This is a genomic window from Achromobacter sp. E1 (assembly GCF_037039475.1).
Lineage (GTDB): Bacteria > Pseudomonadota > Gammaproteobacteria > Burkholderiales > Burkholderiaceae_B > Achromobacter > Achromobacter mucicolens.
In genome coordinates this window covers 5658871-5675161 of the sequence record NZ_CP146253.1, presented here as the reverse complement: position 1 = coordinate 5675161, position 16291 = coordinate 5658871, and the positions used below count along the sequence as shown (strand labels likewise).

At 65.0% G+C, this 16291-nt stretch carries 15 protein-coding genes and 1 pseudogene; 3 read left to right on the top strand and 13 right to left on the bottom strand.

Translation table 11 applies throughout. The features are described 5' to 3' along the window. Window positions 1-64 precede the first annotated feature (64 nt). The 6 genes from V6V88_RS26175 to V6V88_RS26150 all read right to left on the bottom strand — a co-directional run bounded on the left by V6V88_RS26175 (window position 65) and on the right by V6V88_RS26150 (window position 6880). Entirely contained in the window at window positions 65-787 is a 723-nt protein-coding gene (locus V6V88_RS26175; protein WP_056319502.1) for an ABC transporter ATP-binding protein, read from the bottom strand. An 18-nt stretch (window positions 788-805) separates the two neighbouring features. Beyond that, window positions 806-2728, bottom strand: coding sequence for a branched-chain amino acid ABC transporter ATP-binding protein/permease (locus V6V88_RS26170; protein ID WP_338617000.1), 1923 nt, complete (start codon window positions 2726-2728; stop codon window positions 806-808). 3 nt (window positions 2729-2731) lie between these two features. Beyond that, on the bottom strand, window positions 2732-3604 hold the full coding sequence (locus V6V88_RS26165) for a branched-chain amino acid ABC transporter permease (RefSeq protein WP_006216335.1): 873 nt from the start codon (window positions 3602-3604) through the stop codon (window positions 2732-2734). Between the two features lie 140 nt (window positions 3605-3744). After that, window positions 3745-4908 carry an ABC transporter substrate-binding protein gene (locus V6V88_RS26160; protein WP_056319508.1) on the bottom strand — a complete coding sequence of 388 codons (1164 nt, stop codon included), beginning with the start codon at window positions 4906-4908 and terminating at the stop codon, window positions 3745-3747. A 321-nt stretch (window positions 4909-5229) separates the two neighbouring features. Continuing rightward, window positions 5230-6171 carry a LysR substrate-binding domain-containing protein gene (locus tag V6V88_RS26155; RefSeq protein WP_338616999.1) on the bottom strand — a complete coding sequence of 314 codons (942 nt, stop codon included), beginning with the start codon at window positions 6169-6171 and terminating at the stop codon, window positions 5230-5232. Window positions 6172-6247: 76 nt separating this feature from the next. Continuing rightward, window positions 6248-6880 carry a LysE family transporter gene (locus V6V88_RS26150; RefSeq protein ID WP_056319516.1) on the bottom strand — a complete coding sequence of 211 codons (633 nt, stop codon included), beginning with the start codon at window positions 6878-6880 and terminating at the stop codon, window positions 6248-6250. A 156-nt stretch (window positions 6881-7036) separates the two neighbouring features. Between V6V88_RS26150 and V6V88_RS26145 the strand changes: the two genes are divergently transcribed. Both V6V88_RS26145 and V6V88_RS26140 read left to right on the top strand, forming a co-directional pair. Next, window positions 7037-7936 carry a LysR family transcriptional regulator ArgP gene (locus tag V6V88_RS26145; protein ID WP_338616996.1) on the top strand — a complete coding sequence of 300 codons (900 nt, stop codon included), beginning with the start codon at window positions 7037-7039 and terminating at the stop codon, window positions 7934-7936. An 18-nt stretch (window positions 7937-7954) separates the two neighbouring features. After that, on the top strand, window positions 7955-8446 hold the full coding sequence (locus V6V88_RS26140) for a copper chaperone PCu(A)C (RefSeq protein ID WP_062838924.1): 492 nt from the start codon (window positions 7955-7957) through the stop codon (window positions 8444-8446). A gap of 153 nt (window positions 8447-8599) precedes the next feature. Here V6V88_RS26140 and gdhA read toward each other — a convergent pair whose 3' ends face one another. Both gdhA and V6V88_RS26130 read right to left on the bottom strand, forming a co-directional pair. Then, window positions 8600-9946 (bottom strand): NADP-specific glutamate dehydrogenase, encoded by a 1347-nt coding sequence (gene gdhA, locus V6V88_RS26135; protein ID WP_056319526.1) that lies wholly within the window; start codon window positions 9944-9946, stop codon window positions 8600-8602. Between the two features lie 412 nt (window positions 9947-10358). After that, a complete protein-coding gene (locus V6V88_RS26130) occupies window positions 10359-11153 on the bottom strand; it encodes an exodeoxyribonuclease III (RefSeq protein ID WP_062838925.1) in 795 nt (264 codons plus the stop codon). 133 nt (window positions 11154-11286) lie between these two features. Here V6V88_RS26130 and pyrE point away from each other — a divergent pair, with 133 nt between their 5' ends. Beyond that, window positions 11287-11973, top strand: coding sequence for an orotate phosphoribosyltransferase (pyrE, locus tag V6V88_RS26125; RefSeq protein WP_056319532.1), 687 nt, complete (start codon window positions 11287-11289; stop codon window positions 11971-11973). A gap of 149 nt (window positions 11974-12122) precedes the next feature. On the opposite strand, the pseudogene V6V88_RS26120 reads toward pyrE, so the two are convergent. The 5 genes and pseudogenes from V6V88_RS26120 to gatC form a co-directional block, all read right to left on the bottom strand. Next, window positions 12123-12449 (bottom strand): annotated as a pseudogene (locus V6V88_RS26120) (type II toxin-antitoxin system VapC family toxin); the annotation flags it as partial. Next, window positions 12446-12694, bottom strand: coding sequence for a hypothetical protein (locus V6V88_RS26115; protein ID WP_062838926.1), 249 nt, complete (start codon window positions 12692-12694; stop codon window positions 12446-12448). The gene V6V88_RS26115 and the pseudogene V6V88_RS26120, both read right to left, overlap by 4 nt. Window positions 12695-12794: 100 nt before the next feature. Beyond that, on the bottom strand, window positions 12795-14252 hold the full coding sequence (gene gatB / locus V6V88_RS26110; RefSeq protein WP_062839047.1) for an Asp-tRNA(Asn)/Glu-tRNA(Gln) amidotransferase subunit GatB: 1458 nt from the start codon (window positions 14250-14252) through the stop codon (window positions 12795-12797). Window positions 14253-14256: 4 nt separating this feature from the next. Beyond that, window positions 14257-15792 (bottom strand): Asp-tRNA(Asn)/Glu-tRNA(Gln) amidotransferase subunit GatA, encoded by a 1536-nt coding sequence (gene gatA, locus V6V88_RS26105; protein ID WP_338616993.1) that lies wholly within the window; start codon window positions 15790-15792, stop codon window positions 14257-14259. A 3-nt stretch (window positions 15793-15795) separates the two neighbouring features. Beyond that, on the bottom strand, window positions 15796-16104 hold the full coding sequence (gene gatC / locus V6V88_RS26100) for an Asp-tRNA(Asn)/Glu-tRNA(Gln) amidotransferase subunit GatC (RefSeq protein WP_056319538.1): 309 nt from the start codon (window positions 16102-16104) through the stop codon (window positions 15796-15798). Between the last annotated feature and the right edge of the window lie 187 nt (window positions 16105-16291).

The following is a 16291-nucleotide window of genomic DNA, read 5'->3' as shown; positions in this document are numbered from 1 at the left end:
CTGCGGCGGGCGTCTAAAGAACCCCCCACAACGCCAGCCTAAACAACAAACACTCCCATAAAACCTAATGCGACCCACCCAAATAAGCCGCCACCACAGCCGGATCATGCTTCAGCTTATCCGCACTCCCATGCACAGAAATCCGCCCATTCTCCAGCACATACCCATAATCCGCGACATTCAACGCCGCCGCCGCGAACTGCTCCACCAGCAGCATCGTCACGCCTTCTTCCTTGAGCCGCGCAATGATCCGGAACACTTCCTCCACCAGGATCGGCGCCAGTCCCATCGACGGCTCGTCCAGCAGCACCAGTTCGGGATTCAGCATCACCGCACGCGCCATCGCCAGCATCTGCTGCTCGCCGCCCGATAACGTGCCTGCCAGCTGATCGCGCCGTTCCTTCAGCCGAGGGAAGAGATCCATCGCCCGCCCCAGATCCGCCTGTACGTCACCCTTCGGCCGGCTGCCCGTCAGGCGAGGAAAGGCGCCCAGCAGCAGGTTGTCCGTCACCGACAGCGTCGGAAACACCCGGCGGCCCTCCGGCGAATGCGCCAGCCCCAGCCGCGCGATGCGATGCGACTCCAGCCCGTCGATGCGCTTGCTGCCCAGCGTGATCTCGCCCGCCGTCGGCCGGATCATCCCCGACAATGCCCGCATCGTCGTCGTCTTGCCGGCCCCATTCGAGCCGATCAGCGTGACCACCTTTGCCTTGGGCACCTCCATGCTGATGCCGTGCAGCACCTTCACCTTCCCGTAGCCTGCTTCCAGATTCTTGATCGATAGCATCTTGTTGTCCCCTTGGAGTCAGGCGGGCGCGCCGCCCAGATACGCCTCGATCACCTTGGCGTTGCTTTGCACTTCATTCGGCAGCCCTTCGGCGATCTTCTGGCCGAAGTCCAGCACCGACACGGTGTCGCACACGCCCATCACCACGTCCATGTGGTGTTCGATGAGGATCAGCGTGATGCCGTGGTCGCGCACCTTGCGGATGATGGCCAGCAGTTCCACGATGTCGGGCGCTGTCAGGCCGGCCGCCGGTTCGTCCAGCAGCAGCAGTTGCGGATCCAGCGCCAGCGCGCGTGCGATCTCAAGCAGGCGCTGCTTGCCGTACGGCAGATTGCGCGCCTCTTCGTTGGCCAGCGACTCCAGCCCCACGAACTCCAGCAGCGCCATGGCCCGCGCCCGTGCGCCCTGTTCTTCGGTCTTCCACTTGGTCGTGCGCAGCGCGATGGCCGCCAGGCCCGTCGTGAAGGTGTGGTGCAGGCCCACCAGCACGTTTTCCAGCGCGGTCATCTCGCCAAAGAGCTGCACGTTCTGGAATGTGCGGGCGATGCCGGCTTCTGCGATGTGAGCCGGGGGCAGGCCGACAAGCGACTTGCCGGAAAACTCCACTGCACCGGCCGTGGGCACGTAGATGCCGGTCAGCACGTTCATCATCGTGCTCTTGCCGGAGCCGTTCGGTCCGATCAGCCCGTGGATCGTGCCGCGTTTGACGGTCAGGTCCACTTCGTTCAGCGCCTTCAGGCCGCCAAACTGCATCAGCACGTTCTTGGCCGCCAGCAGGGTTTCGCCCTTGCCGGCCACCGCGTCGGGCACGGCGTCCTTTTCCTTCACCAGGTCCTTCTTCACCGCCAGCGCCGCGCGGCGCGAGGAGAAGAACAGGTTGCGCACGAAGCCCACGATGCCGTCGGGCAGGTAATACACGACGAACAGGATCATGGCGCCGAAGATGGTCAGTCGCCAGTCGGTCACGGCCTCCAGCCAGTACGAGAAGATGGCCAGCACGATCGTCCCGATCACCGGCACCGCCACCTTGCGCGGTTCGGTGCGGCCTTTCGAGATGGCCACGGCGCTGCCTACCGTCACCAGGATCGCCACCGCCAGCGCGATCAGGCGGAACGTGCCGATGTCGTCCAGCATCTTGGGCAGCAGCACGATGATCGACGCGCCCAGCAAGGCGCCGGTGCGGCTCTTGCGCCCGCCCATGATGATGGCCAGCAGGAACAGGATCGTGAGTTCGAAGTTGTACGTGTTCGGCGAGATGTACTGTTCCGAATACGAATACAGCGCACCCGCCAGGCCGGCGAAACCGGCACTGATGACGAAGGCGATCACCTTGTGGCGGTACACCGACACGCCCATGCAGTCGGATGCGATCGGGCTGTCACGCAGGGCTTCGAACGAGCGGCCCAGGTGCGACTTCAGGATCCGGTGCACCACGATCAGCGAGATCACCAGTAGCGCGGCGACCAGCCAGAAATACTCGGCCTTGGTCAGCACGTGCCCCGCGATGGACGGCTTGGAGATCTTGATGCCGAGCGGGCCTTCGGTCAGGAAGGTCATTTCGTTGATCAGGATCTGGATGATCGTGCCGAAAGCCAGCGTCACCATCGCCAGATAGGGGCCCGTGACGCGCAGCGCCGGCAGGGCCAGCACCGCGCCGAAAGCGGCGGCGATGAGGATGGCGGCGGGCAACGTCAGCCAGATCGGAATCTGCAGGTGAAAGACCAGCACGCCGGCCACATACGAGCCGATGCCGAACAGGCCTGCGTGGCCCAGCGACACCTGGCCGGTGTATCCCACCACGATATCGAGCCCGAACAGCAGGATCGAATAGATCATGATGGTTTCAATCAGGTGCAGGTAATACGTGTTGGTCACGCCCAGCGGCACGGCGGCCAGGCAGGCCACGGCCACGACGGATAGGAGAAGGTGCAGGGGTTTCATCGCTTACACCTTCTTGATCGCGGTCTTGCCGAACAGGCCGGCGGGCTTGAAGGTCAGAACGAGCAACAGCAATACCAATCCCGGCACGTCTTTGTATCCCGTTGATAGATAGAAACCGGTGGTCGTCTCGGCGATCCCCAGGATCAGCCCGCCCACCACGACGCCCATCCCGCTGGACAGGCCGCCAATGATCGCGACGGCAAACGCCTTCAGGCCGAGCACCGCGCCCATCGTGGCGCCGGTCAGCGTCAGCGGCGCGACCAGCACGCCTGCGAACGCCGCGGTCAGCGACGACAGCGCGTACGAGAACGTGATGACCATGCCCGTGTTGATGCCCATCAGGCCGGCCGCGTCGCGGTCGTTGGATGTGGCGACGAAGGCCTTGCCGTAGATCGACTTGCGGTTGAAGATTTCCACCAGGATCATCATGCCCAGCGCGCCGAACACCACCAGCAACTCCATCGGCAAGACGTTCGCGCCCAGCACCTGGATGGGCGCCTCGGGCAGCGGCGAGGGAAAGCGCAGGTCGTCGCGGCCCCAGATGTTCTCGGCCACGTTCTTGAAGATGATGCCCAGCGCAATGGTGGCCATGATCCAGCCGAATTCGGATCGCGTCTTGATGGCGGGCCGCACGCCCACGCGCTCGACCAGCGCGCCTTGTGCGAAGCCGAAGATGCAGACGATGGGAATCATGACCCAGTAGTTCACGCCCAGTCCGACAAGCGTCAGACCGACGAGCGCACCCAGCATCAGGGCTTCGCCCTGGCCGAAGTTCAAGGTGCCGGACGTGGCGAAGGTGAGCTGGTAGCCAAAGGCAATGACCGCGTAGATCATGCCTAGCGCGATACCGCTATAGATTAGCTGTAGAAGAATCATGGTGTGTGTCTTGAGGCGCTGTGTTCCGTCCCAACCCCCTTGGGCAGAACGCTGTTTTCAGGCGGCTGCATGCCCCGCGCCCTGAGCTTGGGGCGCGGGCGGCGGCGGCCGGGCAGCCGCCGCCTTCCTGCTTGTCGGGATTAGTTGGCCTTGACGACCCGGCCGCCCTTGACCTCGCCGATGACCACTTCCTTGGCGGTGATCGCGTCGTGGTTGTCGTGCGAGAAGGGCTTGTTGTAGGTCATCACCACGCCCTCGACCGGGGTCTGCAGGTTCTCAAGCGCTTCGCGCACCTTGGGGCCGTCCGTGGAGTTCGCCTGCTTGATGGCGGCTGCCAGCAGGAAGATCGAGTCATAGCCCTGCGCGGCCGACACCGGCGAGTCGATGCGGTTGTTCTTGGGCTTGAACTTGGCCAGGTAGGCGTCGATGAACGCCTTGCGCTTGGGCGTGTCCGGGTCCTGGATGAAGGTCTGCGGCATGCGCGCGCCTTCGCCGTTGGCGCCGGAGTTGTCGATGTAGTTGGCCATGGACAGCGTCCAGCTGCCGATGATCGGCACCTTCCAGCCCAGCTTGGTCATGCCGTTGGCGATCTGCGCCAGCTCGGGCCCGATGCCGTAGGTCAGCACGGCTTCGGCGCCCGCGGCCTTGGCCTTGAGCAGCTGGGCCGTCATGTCGACGTCCTTGATGTTGAACTTTTCGACGGCCACGGGCTTGATGCCCTTGGCGTCCAGCGCTTTCTCCAGATCCTCGCGGCCAAGCTGACCGTAGTTGGTGGAGTCGGCCAGGATCGCCACTTTCTTGAAGCCGCGGCGCGTGATCGCTTCTTCGACGATCATCGGGGCCTGGATGCTGTCGTGCGCCGCGTTGCGGAACACGTAGTTGTCCGGGTATTCCGGCGCCTTGAACTGATGGGTGATCACGCTGCCGGTGGCCACGTTGTTGAACACCGGAATCTTGGCGTCCTGGTAGAAGCGCTGGGAGGCCAGCGCCACGCCCGTATTGATGTAGCCGACGGTGGCGGTCACCTGTTCCTTGTTGATCAGCTCCTGCGCGATCTGCACGCCGCGCTCGTTCTTGGCTTCGTCATCGCGTTCGACGGCGACGAGCTGGCGGCCCAGCACGCCGCCGTTCTTGTTGATCTCTTCGATGGCCAGGCGCACGCCGTCGCGCATGCTGACGCCCATGGAGGACGAGCCGCCGGTGTAGGGGCCGGCCACGCCGATCTTGATGGGGTCGGCGGCGTAGGACGCGGCCGATACGGCAAATGCAAGGGTTCCTGCAAGCAGCTTCAAACGAAAATCCATGGATGTCTCCGTTGTAATTGGGTGAACTGCGTGGAAAGCCGTGTGCCGGCGCCAGTCGGCGTGGGTTGTTTTGTTGGCGCGCTCCTTTATTGCGTGTCGTGACTGTCTGCTTAATCGCTTACGCGAATCTGACCCGGCGGCGCTTTTCCGCGTAAATACCTAGTGCCGCTGCAAGGTTCCTTTCAGACTGCTGAACATCGTTAGCCTGATGGCGGGCCGGTAGCCTTATCGATGCGCCGGGCGCGCGCAGACGTGCTGGCCGCATCCTAGCGATCAGGGTGCGGCGTCGTGCGGAAAATCATTCCGCCATCGAGTGGAAATTTATTCCTGACTGGCCTCGGGCCCGCATGGCCATTGGGCTGCGCGCTGGCAGACCTCGGTCAGCCATAGGGAAAACGCCTGGACTGCGCCGCCAGGTGCGCGTGTGGTTTCGGTGCACAGGTAGTACTGCGACTCGCCGGGGATTTCCACGTCAAGCAGGCGGACCAGCTTGCCTTCGTCCAGCCACTCGGCGGCCAGCGACCGGCGCGTCAGCGCCACGCCCTGGCCCGCGCGTGCGGCGGCGAGCACCATGCCCAGGTCCACCAGCCACACGCCGCGCGACGGTTCGGGCCAGTCCAGGCCCGCTGCCGCCAGCCACGGACGCCAAGGCTCCATCGGGCAACGCAGCAGGTCGGCGCGGGCCAGGTCCGCCGGGCGCTGGAACGGGCCGCGCGCCGCCTGATAGCCGGGCGAGCACACCGCGAACACGGGATCGTGCGTCAGGGGGTGTGCATGCAGGCCGGGATACTTGCCGCTGCCGAAGCGGATCCACACATCGGCGTTGGGCGGCATGATGTCCAGGTAGGGAATGGACAGCATGATTTCCAGTTCGACATCGGGATGTGCCGCGGTGAAGCCGGGCAGGGCGGGGATGAGCACCTGCCGCGCGAACGTGGGTGTGGACACCACACGCAGCGTTTCCAGCTTGGGTTCGTTGCGCTTGTGCAGCGAGGCGTCCGACAGCAGGTCGAGCGCCGTGCGCACCTGTTCCAGATACTCGCGTCCCGCCGCGCTCAAGGTTGCGCCGCGGCTGCTGCGGATGAACAGGGTGACGTCCAGCAGCGTTTCAAGCGAGGCAATGCGCTTGCCGATGGCGCTGGCGGTGACAAAGAGCTCTTCGCTGGCGCGCTCGAAAGAACCCAGCCGGGCCGCGGCTTCGAACGCCTGGATGGCGGCAAGCGGCGGCAGGCGCACGTCTTTGGAAGGGGAAGGTCCGCGCATGGAGCGGTGGCGGGCCGGCCCTGCGCCCGACGGAAAGTGGTGAGGCAACGATTATAAAAGTGCGGGCCTGCGAGCCTCAGACGCCCTTGACCGCCAGGCTGACCGCCAACCCGGCCATGACTGCGGCGATGACGCCGTCCAGGACCCGCCAGGCCGTCGCGCTGGCAAAGAACGGGGCGAAGAGGCGCGACCCGATGCCCAGCACGGCGAGCCACAGCAGGCTGGCCGTGAAGGCGCCGGCCGCGAAGGCCATGCGGGCGTCTTCGAAGCCGTGCGCCAGCGAGCCCACCACCACCATGTCCAGCCAGAAATGCGGATTGAGCAGCGAAAAGCCCAGCGCGCCCAGCATGGCGGCGCGGCGCGACGGCACCACGTCGCGGGCGGCGGCCAGGCCGCCCGTGGCCGTCCAGGCGCGGCGCGCGGACTGCGCCGCGTACCAGGTCAAAAAGGCCACGCCGAACCACAGCACGGCCGTCGTCAGCCAGGGGAACCACGCGGTCAGCGCCTGCAGGCCGGACACGCTCGCGAAGATGAACACCAGGTCGATCAGCGCGCAGATGGCGACCACGCTGAGCAGGTGCGCGCGCATGAGGCCCTGGCGCAGGATGAACGCGCTTTGCGCGCCCACGACAGCGAACAGGCCGAGGCCCGTGGCCGTGCCGCTGGCCCAGGCGGTGAGGAAGGCGGGGGATGACAACGTGGCAAACATGGAAGGGATACCTGTGAAACCGGTGACTGCAACGCCTGTGGCGGCGCTTCGATGGGTTGCCGGGCGCGTGGAGCGGGCGGCATGGTGTGATTTTCCCTTGCCATGTGTATGAAATACAGCTAATTTTCCTTCACTATATTAAGCATAGCTAATGTTATGAGAATCGATCACGGCAACCTGCGCGCACTGGCCGCGGTGGTGCGCGAAGGCAGTTTCGAGCGCGCGGCGCTGTCGCTCAGCGTCACGCCGTCGGCGGTGTCGCAACGGATCAAGGCCCTGGAAGACCGCATGGGCCGGCTGCTGGTCCAGCGCACCGTGCCGGCCGCCGCCACGGCCGACGGCCAGGTGCTGGTCCAATTGGCCGAGCAGACCGCCTTGCTCGAGCACGACGCGCTGAACCGGCTGGGCGTTGCCGATGACGACATCCCCCACGCCAGCATCCCGATCGCCGTCAATCACGACAGCCTGGAAACCTGGTTCGTCGACGCCGCCCTGCAGTTCGCCGCGCGCACCCGCGCCACGCTCGACATGCTGTCCGAAGACCAGGACCACACGGCTGCCCTGCTGCGCAACGGTTCCGTGCTGGGCGCCGTGACCACGCTGGCCGATCCCGTGCAGGGTTGCCGCATCCATGCGCTGGGCAGCATGCGCTACGTGGCTACCTGCACGCCCGACTTCCACAAGCGCTACTTCGCGTCGGGGGTCAATGCGCAGACGCTGGCCCGGGCGCCCGTGCTGGTGTTCAACCGCAAAGACGCCCTGCAGGCGCGCTTTGCGCACAAGATCGCCGATCCCGCGCCGTGGGAGCCGCCGGTCTGGTGGGTGCCGTCCACGCGCGCATTCGTACAGGCGACGCTGGGCGGGTTGGGTTGGACCATGAACCCGCTGCCGCTGGTGCAGGAACACCTTGATGCCGGTCAACTCGTCCTGCTACGCGGCCGGGCGTGGGAGGACGTGCCGCTCTACTGGCAGCATTGGCGGGTAAACTCCGAGGCCATGGCAGCCTTGACCGACGCGGTGCTGTCAGCCGCCCGCAGCCTGGTCAGGCGCCGTTAACGTCTCAGGAGGACACGCATGAACATCCGCAAGTTTGCCGCCATTGCCGCGATTGGCCTGTGCACCGCCGGTTCGGCGTGGGCCAAGGACTACAAGGTTGGCCAGGTCGAAATCGACGATCTCTGGGTGCGCGCTTCCGCGCCGGGCCAGGCCAACGGTGCGGGCTACATGGATATCGACAACGACGCCAAGGCACCGGACCGCCTGCTTTCCGTGACATCGGACGCCGCCGAGCGCGTGGAGCTGCACACCGTGCAGACCGAGAACGGCGTGTCCAAGATGCGTCAGGTCGAAGGCGGCATCGCGCTGCCCGCCGACACCGAGGTCAAGCTCAGCCCGGGCGGCTACCACGTCATGTTCATCAAGCTGAAGGCGCCGTTCAAGGACGGCGCCACCGTGCCCGCCACGCTCAAGTTCGAAAAGGCGGGCGAAGTGGCGGTGCAGTTCAAGGTCATGCCGGCCTCGCACAACCCCGGCATGAGCCACGGTCATGGCGGCATGAAGCACTGATCCTGGCAGGCCCGCGTCCCCGGGACGCGGCAGGCTTGCCAAGCGGCTGCGGCCTTGCCGCCGCCGCCAATAACAAGGCCGACTCGCAATGAGTCGGCCTTTTGCTTGGTCCGCTTACCTGCGCCGCTGCGGGCGAGGGTAAGCGGGCAGCGATCAATACAAGCCTTGCTGGCGCATGGCGTCCGCGACCTTCACGAAGCCGGCGATGTTGGCGCCGTCCAGGTAGTTCACGTACTCGCGCTCGGAGTGGCCGTGACGCACGCAGTTTTCGTGGATGTCGCGCATGATGGCGTGCAGGCGGGCATCCACTTCCTCGCGGGTCCACGACAGGCGGGCCGAGTTCTGTGCCATTTCCAGGCCCGACACGGCCACGCCGCCGGCGTTGCTGGCCTTGCCCGGCGCGTACAGCACACGGGCGGCAACGAAGGCCTTCGCGGCTTCAAGCGTGGCGGGCATGTTCGCGCCTTCGGCGACGGCCAGCACGCCGTTCTTGATCAGCGTCTGCGCATCCGACAGCTCCAGCTCGTTCTGCGTGGCGCAGGGCAGGGCGACGTCGACGGGCACATGCCACGGGCGCTTGCCGGCCTCGTATTGCAGGCCGAATTGGCGGGCGTAGGTGTCCAGGCGGCCGCGCAGATCGTTCTTGATGTGCATCAGCGCCACGAGCTTCTCGTGGTTGAAGCCGGCCTCGTCGACGACGGTGCCGTTCGAATCCGACACGGTGATGACGCGGGCGCCCAGGGCCATCGCCTTCTCGATGGCGTATTGCGCCACGTTGCCCGAGCCCGACACGGAAACGCGCATGCCATCAAAGGACTTGCCCACGCGCTTGAGCATTTCTTCGGCGAAGTACACGGTGCCGTAGCCGGTGGCTTCGGGACGGATCAGGCTGCCGCCAAAGGTCAGGCCCTTGCCGGTGAACACGCTGGCCGTCGAGTTGGACAGCTTTTTCATCATGCCTGCCATGAAGCCAACTTCGCGCGCGCCTACGCCGATGTCGCCGGCCGGCACGTCGGTGTCCGGGCCCAGGTGGCGGTACAGCTCGATCATCAGCGCCTGGCAAAAGCGCATGACTTCGGCATCGGACTTGCCCTTGGGATCGAAGTCCGAGCCGCCCTTGCCGCCGCCCATGGGCAGCGTGGTCAGCGAGTTCTTCAGGGTCTGTTCGAAGGCGAGGAACTTCAGGATCGACAGGTTCACGGACGGGTGAAAGCGCATGCCGCCCTTGAACGGGCCGATCGCCGAGCTGTGCTGGATGCGGAAGGCGCGGTTGACCTGGGCGCGGCCCTGGTCATCGGTCCAGCAGACGCGGAACTGGATGACGCGCTCGGGTTCGACCAGGCGTTCGAGCAGGGCGTGTTCAGCGTAGTGAGGATGCTTCTCGACGAAAGGCCACAAGCTGAGCATCACCTCCTGGACGGCTTGCATGTACTCGGGTTGCTGCGGGTCGCGCGCGGCGACGCCACGCAGAAAGTCGTCCAGACTCTGCACTTTCACCATGATCTCCTCGGGGGTGCTTCGAATAGGTGCGGAAATTGCGCCAGATTGGGGCGCGATCAGTTTGGTTTGGTGCAAGACTGCACCGGTATGGTGCGGCGATTGTAGGGGCAAAATGTTGCCCTGCGCAAAGCGAAAAACCGCGCCATCACGTTGATAACAAACGGATTTTTCAAAGCAAAAATCGGGGACGTATTTCCGGGTGGGCGTCTCGGGATGCGGAATCCAAAGGTGCGCGTTTGCGCGTGATGCTTGAAATATCAGGGGAAATTAATACGTCCCCGTTTTAAATGCCCGCCTCGTCATAGGGGCGGCTGCCCGTGCCCGCTGGCCGCGAGGTCATTGTCAGGCCGCCTGCATGCGCAGCGGCCCGTGCCCCAAACGTGATCAGTCCCCAATTAAAATTTGAGAAAAATCACGCGCGCAAGGTGGTGTCGTAATCGATCGTCAACGGCGCGTGATCCGAGAAGCGCTCGTCCTTGTAGATGGCCACGCTACGTGCCTTGGCGGCGATGCCCGGCGTGGCGATCTGGTAGTCGATGCGCCACCCGACGTTCTTGGCCCAGGCCTGGCCGCGGTTGCTCCACCAGGTGTATTGGTCCGGACGGTCATCAATGGTGCGAAACACGTCCACAAAGCCGCGCTTGTCGAAAACGTCCGTGAGCCACGCGCGCTCTTCGGGCAGGAAGCCGGAATTCTTCATGTTGCCCTTCCAGTTCTTCAGGTCGATTTCCTTGTGCGCGATGTTCCAGTCGCCGCAGATGACGAATTCGCGGCCGGTCGTCTTGTGCTCGTGCATCAGGGCATCGATCCACGGCCCAAACCGGTCCAGGAAGCGGTACTTCGCCTGCTGGCGTTCGTCGCCGCTGGAGCCGGAAGGCAGGTAAGCGCTGATGATCGACAGATCCTTCCAGTCGGCGCGGATGATACGGCCTTCGTTGTCGAACTCTTCACAATCAAAGCCGTTATTCACGCGCTCGGCGGCATCTCTCAGGTAGATGCCCACGCCGCTGTAGCCCTTTTTCACGGCGTGATGAAAGTGGCCGGTGTAGCCGGGCGGATGGCGCAGGTCGTCGGTCAGGTCCTCGTGGGAGACCTTGATTTCCTGCAGGCACAGCACGTCGGCGGCGTGCTTTTCCATCCACGGTTGCAGGCCCTTCTTGAAGGCGGACCGGATGCCATTGAGGTTGATCGACGTGATGCGCAGCAAAGCGAAACTCCTGTAATGCGGCCGCAGGGGGGGGCGGACAATGCCAGGAATTTAACCGACTCGGCGGCGCCGTCCGGGAAAGTCCCCGACAGCGGATAAAATGCGGGGTCTGCCACCTACCGGAACCCCTTGCATGCCCGCCGCCCAGTCCTCCGTCACCGCCCTGGATTTCGTCCGCTTCGCCTTGAACGAGGGCGTTCTGCGCTTTGGCAGCTTCAAGGTCAAGTCGGGCCGTATCAGCCCCTATTTCTTTAACGCGGGCCTGTTCAACAATGGCCGCTCGGTCGGCAAGCTGGCGCAGTTCTACGCGCAGGCCCTGCTGGATTCCGGCGTCGAGTTCGACATGCTGTTTGGCCCCGCGTACAAGGGCATCCCGCTGTCCACCGCCACCGCCGTGGCGTTGGCCGGCCATCCTGACATGCAGGGCCGCAGCGACGTGCCGTTTGCCTACAACCGCAAGGAAGCCAAGGACCATGGCGAAGGCGGCACCCTGGTCGGCGCGCCGCTCAAGGGCAAGGTCGTCATCATCGACGACGTCATCACTGCCGGCACGTCGGTGCGCGAATCGGTGGAAATCATCCGCGCCGCGGGCGCAGAGCCGGCCGCCGTGCTGATCGCGATGGACCGCATGGAGCGCGCCGGCCCGGACGACGCCTTGTCGCCGCATTCGGCCGTGCAGGACGTGGCCAAGACCTATGGCATCCCCGTGGTCGCGATTGCCTCGCTGACTGACATCCTGGCCTTGCTGCAAGACGATGCGGCGTTTGCCGAGAACCGGGATGCCGTACTGGCGTATCGGACGAAGTACGGGGTGAAGTAAGGGGAGCCATACTGGTAAGAGGAGCCATACTGCGCGAGCGGTTCCGCCAGGTGTGAGGGCGGTCCAAGTACGGAAACCCCGCAGGTTTGCGCCGCGGCACATAGTTTCTGATCGAAGGTCGCAAGCGTGGCGCCGGTTGCCAATGCCAGTTCCAGATAGGACGCGTCGTAGACGGTCAGGCTGTGTTTCCGGGCGAGGGACACGCTGGCGGTCAGCCAAAGCTGCGTGGGGCGTTGTTCTTCAGAGAAGGGCACGCGGCTCAGGATCTCCGAGAATTTGGTCAGCATGCTCGCGCTGGCCATGCCAGAGCGCTCCGCGCGCATCGCGCCATGGGCGACCTCCAGATGCCAGATCGTTGGCACATACGTGACGTAGTCGTCCAGCCCCTCCAGGATGCGAAAGGCTGCCTCTCGAAAAGGCTGGCTGGGCAGGCTCAGCCAGTTGAGCGCAACCGAGGCGTCAAGGACAAGTTTCATTCGTGCACCGGCTTTACCGCCGCCCACCAGCTCTCATAGCTGTCGTGCTGGACGGCGGGAAATGTCTTTATCGACTCCACTGCCCAATGCGCGTTTTCGCTCATCATGGGATTGACGGGGCGGATCTGGGCGTAGGGCTGTCCGTCACGCAGGACGACGATGCGGGCTCCTTGGTGTGCGGCTTCAATGAGCGAATCCACACGCTGGGGCAGTTGTTCCAGGGGCACTTCAAAGTACGGAGACATGTTGTCTTCCCATCAGACATTGACCGCTCCATTCTTCGCCAAAGAAAAAGCCGCGGCAATCTGCCGCGGCTTCGGATTAGTCTGATTTCGCAATAAGCGATCAACTATCCAACTTCTGCTTCAGCAAGTCATTCACCTGCTGCGGGTTGGCCTTGCCGCGGGCGGCCTTCATGATCTGGCCGACCAGGGAGTTGAACGCCTTTTGCTTGCCGGCGCGGTACTCCTCGACGATGGCCGGGTTGGCGGCCAGCACCTCGTCGATCATCGCGCCGATGGCGCCCGTGTCGCTGATCTGCTTCAGGCCGCGGGACTCGATGATGGCGTCGGCGTCGCCGCCGTTCTCGCCGGCCCACATGGCGCCAAAGACCTCGCGGGCGATCTTGTTGGAGATCGTGCCGTCGATGATGCGGCCGATCAGGGCCGCCAGCGCGGGCGCGGCGACGGGCGATTCGGCGATGGTCTTTTCTTCCTTGTTGAGCACCGCGGCGACTTCGCCCATGACCCAGTTGGACGCAAGCTTGGCCTGACCGGCCGGCAGCGCGTGCGCCACGGCTTCAAAGTAGGCGGCCAGGTCGCGGCTGACGGTCAGTTGGGCCGCGTCGTAGGCGGGCAGGCCGTATTCCGATTCAAAGCGGGCGCGCTGGGCGGCCGGCAGTTCGGGCATGGCGGCGCGGACCTCGTCCACCCAGTCGCTGGAGATCACCAGCGTGGGCAGGTCGGGATCGGGGAAGTAGCGGTAGTCGTGCGCGTCTTCCTTGCTGCGCATGCTGCGCGTTTCGTCGCGGTCGGCGTCGTACAGACGCGTTTCCTGGACCACGGTGCCGCCGTCCTCGATCAGCTCGATCTGGCGGCGCGCTTCATAAATGATGGCGCGTTCCAGGAAGCGGAACGAGTTGACGTTCTTGATCTCGGTGCGGGTGCCGAATTCCTTCTGGCCCACCGGGCGCACCGACACGTTGGCGTCGCAGCGGAACGAGCCTTCCTGCATGTTTCCATCGCAGATGCCCAGCCACACGACCAGGCTGTGCAGCGCGCGCGCATAGGCCACGGCTTCGGCGGCCGAGCGCATTTCGGGTTCGGTCACGATTTCCAGCAGCGGGGTGCCGGCGCGGTTCAGGTCGATGCCGCTGGCGGGGCTGCCATTGGCCAGGCTGAAGTCGTCGTGCAGGGACTTGCCGGCGTCTTCCTCGAGGTGGGCGCGCGTCAGGTTGACGGTCTTTTCTTCTTCGCCCACGAAGAACGACAGCGAACCGCCCACCACCACGGGCAGCTCGTACTGGCTGATCTGGTAGCCCTTGGGCAGGTCAGGGTAGAAGTAGTTCTTGCGCGCAAAGACCGAGCGCGGCGCGATCTTGGCGCCCACGGCCAGACCGAAGCGGATGGCGCGTTCGGCCGCGCCGCGGTTCATGACCGGCAGGCTGCCCGGCAGGGCCAGGTCGACTTCATTGGCCTGCGTGTTGGGCGCGGCGCCGAATTGCGTGCTGCTGCCCGAAAAGATCTTGGAGTCCGTGGAAAGCTGCGTGTGCGTTTCCAGGCCGATGACGATTTCCCAGTTCATGTTCTCAGCCTTGCTGGACAGGGGCACGCTGATGCCAGTCCGTCACGTGTTGGTAGCGGTCGGCGATGGCCAGCAGGCGGCCTTCGTCGAAGTAGTTGCCGATGATCTGCAGGCCGATGGGGCGATTTTGTTTTTCGCCTCCGAAACCGCAGGGGATCGACATGGCGGGCAGGCCCGCCAGGCTGACGCCCAGCGTGTAGACGTCGGCCAGCCAGTCGGCGGTCGGGTCGTCGCGGTTGTCGCCGATGTTCTTGGCGACCGTGGGCGTGACCGGTCCCATGATGACGTCGCACTGGTCCGCAAAGGCGCGCTGGAAGTCCTGCGCGATCAGGCGGCGCAGGCGCTGCGCCTGCAGGTAGTAGGCGTCGTAATAGCCGTGGGACAGCACGTAGGTGCCGATCAGGATGCGGCGCTTGACCTCGTCGCCGAAACCTTCGGCGCGCGAGCGGCTGATCATCTCGTTCAGGTCGCCGTACTGCTTGGCGCGGTGGCCGTAGCGCACGCCGTCGTAGCGCGCCAGGTTGCTGGACGCTTCGGCGGGGGCGATCACGTAGTACGCCGGAATGGCCAGCTCGGTGCGCGGCAGCGAGACCGGCACGCGCACGGCGCCCAGCGCCTCGAACTGCTCAAGCGCGGCCTGCACGGCGGCGGCCACGTCGGACGCCAGGCCGGCGCCAAAATATTCCTCGGGCACGCCGATGCGCAGGCCCTTCAGGGGCTGGCTGCCGGCGGCGTCGAAGCGCCCTTGCGCGGCGTCGAAGTCGCGGCGCACGCGGCCGGGCTCGTTGACGGCGCCGTCGCACTTTTCAAGGCTGGTGGCGTCGCGCGGGTCAAAGCCGCTGATGACGTCCAGCAGTTCGAGCAGGTCGCGGCTGCTGGGGGCCAGCGGGCCGGCCTGGTCCAGGCTGGAGCCGAAGGCCACCATGCCATAGCGAGACACAGTGCCATAGGTGGGCTTGATGCCGCTCACGCCGCACAGGGCGGCCGGCTGGCGAACCGAGCCGCCGGTGTCGGTGCCGGTGGCGGCAGCGACCAGGCGGGCGGCCACGGCGGCGGCCGAACCGCCCGACGAGCCGCCAGGCACGGCAGCGTGATCCCACGGGTTCTTCACGGCGCCGTAGGCGGAGTTCTCGTTGCCGGAGCCCATGGCGAATTCGTCGCAGTTCAGCTTGCCCAGCGAAACCGCGCCGGCCGCTTGCAGGCGCTCCACGACGGTGGCGTCGAACGGGCTGGTGTAACCCTCGAGCATCTTGCTGCCCGCGGTGGTGCGCCAGCCGCGCGTGACGAAGGCGTCCTTGTGGGCGATCGGGATGCCCGCCAGCGGACCGGCGGTGCCGGCCGCCAGCGCGGCGTCGGCTGTGCGCGCCTGGGCCAGCGTCAATTCGGCGTCAATATGTAAAAAGCTGTTCAGGCCGCTGGCCGCTTCGGCGGCCGACAAGGCGCTTTGCGCCAGGTCGACGGCACTGACTTCGCGTTGGGCGAGGGCCGCGCGCAGGGCGGCGATCCCCTCGAACTGGGTGTGCAGGGCAGGTTTCGTCATGACTTATTCCAGGACCTTGGGAACCAGGAACAGGCCGTCCTGGGCATCCGGCGCATTGGCCAGCAGTTCCTCGCGGCGGGCTTGCGAACCGGCTTCGGTCACGGCGTCTTCACGCAGGCGCAATACGATGTCTTCGTGGGCGGACAGCGGATGGGCCAAAGGTTCCACGCCTTGCGTATCGACGGACTGGAGCCGCTCGATCAAGTGAAGGATGCCGTTGAGTTCGGCCTGCGCGACGGTGCGCTGGTCGGGGGTCAGTTCGATTCTGGCCAGCCGGGCAATGCGGGCCACATCTTTGTCGTTGAGCGCCATGGGGAATTGCAAAAATCGGTGAGCGAAGGCCGCGGGGCGGGAGTGGGCAGTATGCACATGCCAAACCCGTTACAAAGCTTGAATAGCCTGCATTTATGCGCTATTTCCGGGGAAATTATAAGTTATGATTCACGGTTTAATCGCCGTGATGACAGGCGGACCCGTCGTTTTACGGGCCAAACGCCCC

Bases quoted from the DNA above. Each gene is read 5' to 3' on its own strand.
- V6V88_RS26175 (WP_056319502.1), bottom strand. From the start codon at position 787: ATGCTATCGATCAAGAATCTGGAAGCAGGCTACGGGAAGGTGAAGGTG.
- V6V88_RS26170 (WP_338617000.1), bottom strand. From the start codon at position 2,728: ATGAAACCCCTGCACCTTCTCCTATCCGTCGTGGCCGTGGCCTGCCTG.
- V6V88_RS26165 (WP_006216335.1), bottom strand. From the start codon at position 3,604: ATGATTCTTCTACAGCTAATCTATAGCGGTATCGCGCTAGGCATGATC.
- V6V88_RS26160 (WP_056319508.1), bottom strand. From the start codon at position 4,908: ATGGATTTTCGTTTGAAGCTGCTTGCAGGAACCCTTGCATTTGCCGTA.
- V6V88_RS26155 (WP_338616999.1), bottom strand. From the start codon at position 6,171: ATGCGCGGACCTTCCCCTTCCAAAGACGTGCGCCTGCCGCCGCTTGCC.
- V6V88_RS26150 (WP_056319516.1), bottom strand. From the start codon at position 6,880: ATGTTTGCCACGTTGTCATCCCCCGCCTTCCTCACCGCCTGGGCCAGC.
- V6V88_RS26145 (WP_338616996.1), top strand. From the start codon at position 7,037: ATGAGAATCGATCACGGCAACCTGCGCGCACTGGCCGCGGTGGTGCGC.
- V6V88_RS26140 (WP_062838924.1), top strand. From the start codon at position 7,955: ATGAACATCCGCAAGTTTGCCGCCATTGCCGCGATTGGCCTGTGCACC.
- gdhA (WP_056319526.1), bottom strand. From the start codon at position 9,946: ATGGTGAAAGTGCAGAGTCTGGACGACTTTCTGCGTGGCGTCGCCGCG.
- pyrE (WP_056319532.1), top strand. From the start codon at position 11,287: ATGCCCGCCGCCCAGTCCTCCGTCACCGCCCTGGATTTCGTCCGCTTC.
- V6V88_RS26115 (WP_062838926.1), bottom strand. From the start codon at position 12,694: ATGTCTCCGTACTTTGAAGTGCCCCTGGAACAACTGCCCCAGCGTGTG.
- gatB (WP_062839047.1), bottom strand. From the start codon at position 14,252: ATGAACTGGGAAATCGTCATCGGCCTGGAAACGCACACGCAGCTTTCC.
- gatA (WP_338616993.1), bottom strand. From the start codon at position 15,792: ATGACGAAACCTGCCCTGCACACCCAGTTCGAGGGGATCGCCGCCCTG.
- gatC (WP_056319538.1), bottom strand. From the start codon at position 16,104: ATGGCGCTCAACGACAAAGATGTGGCCCGCATTGCCCGGCTGGCCAGA.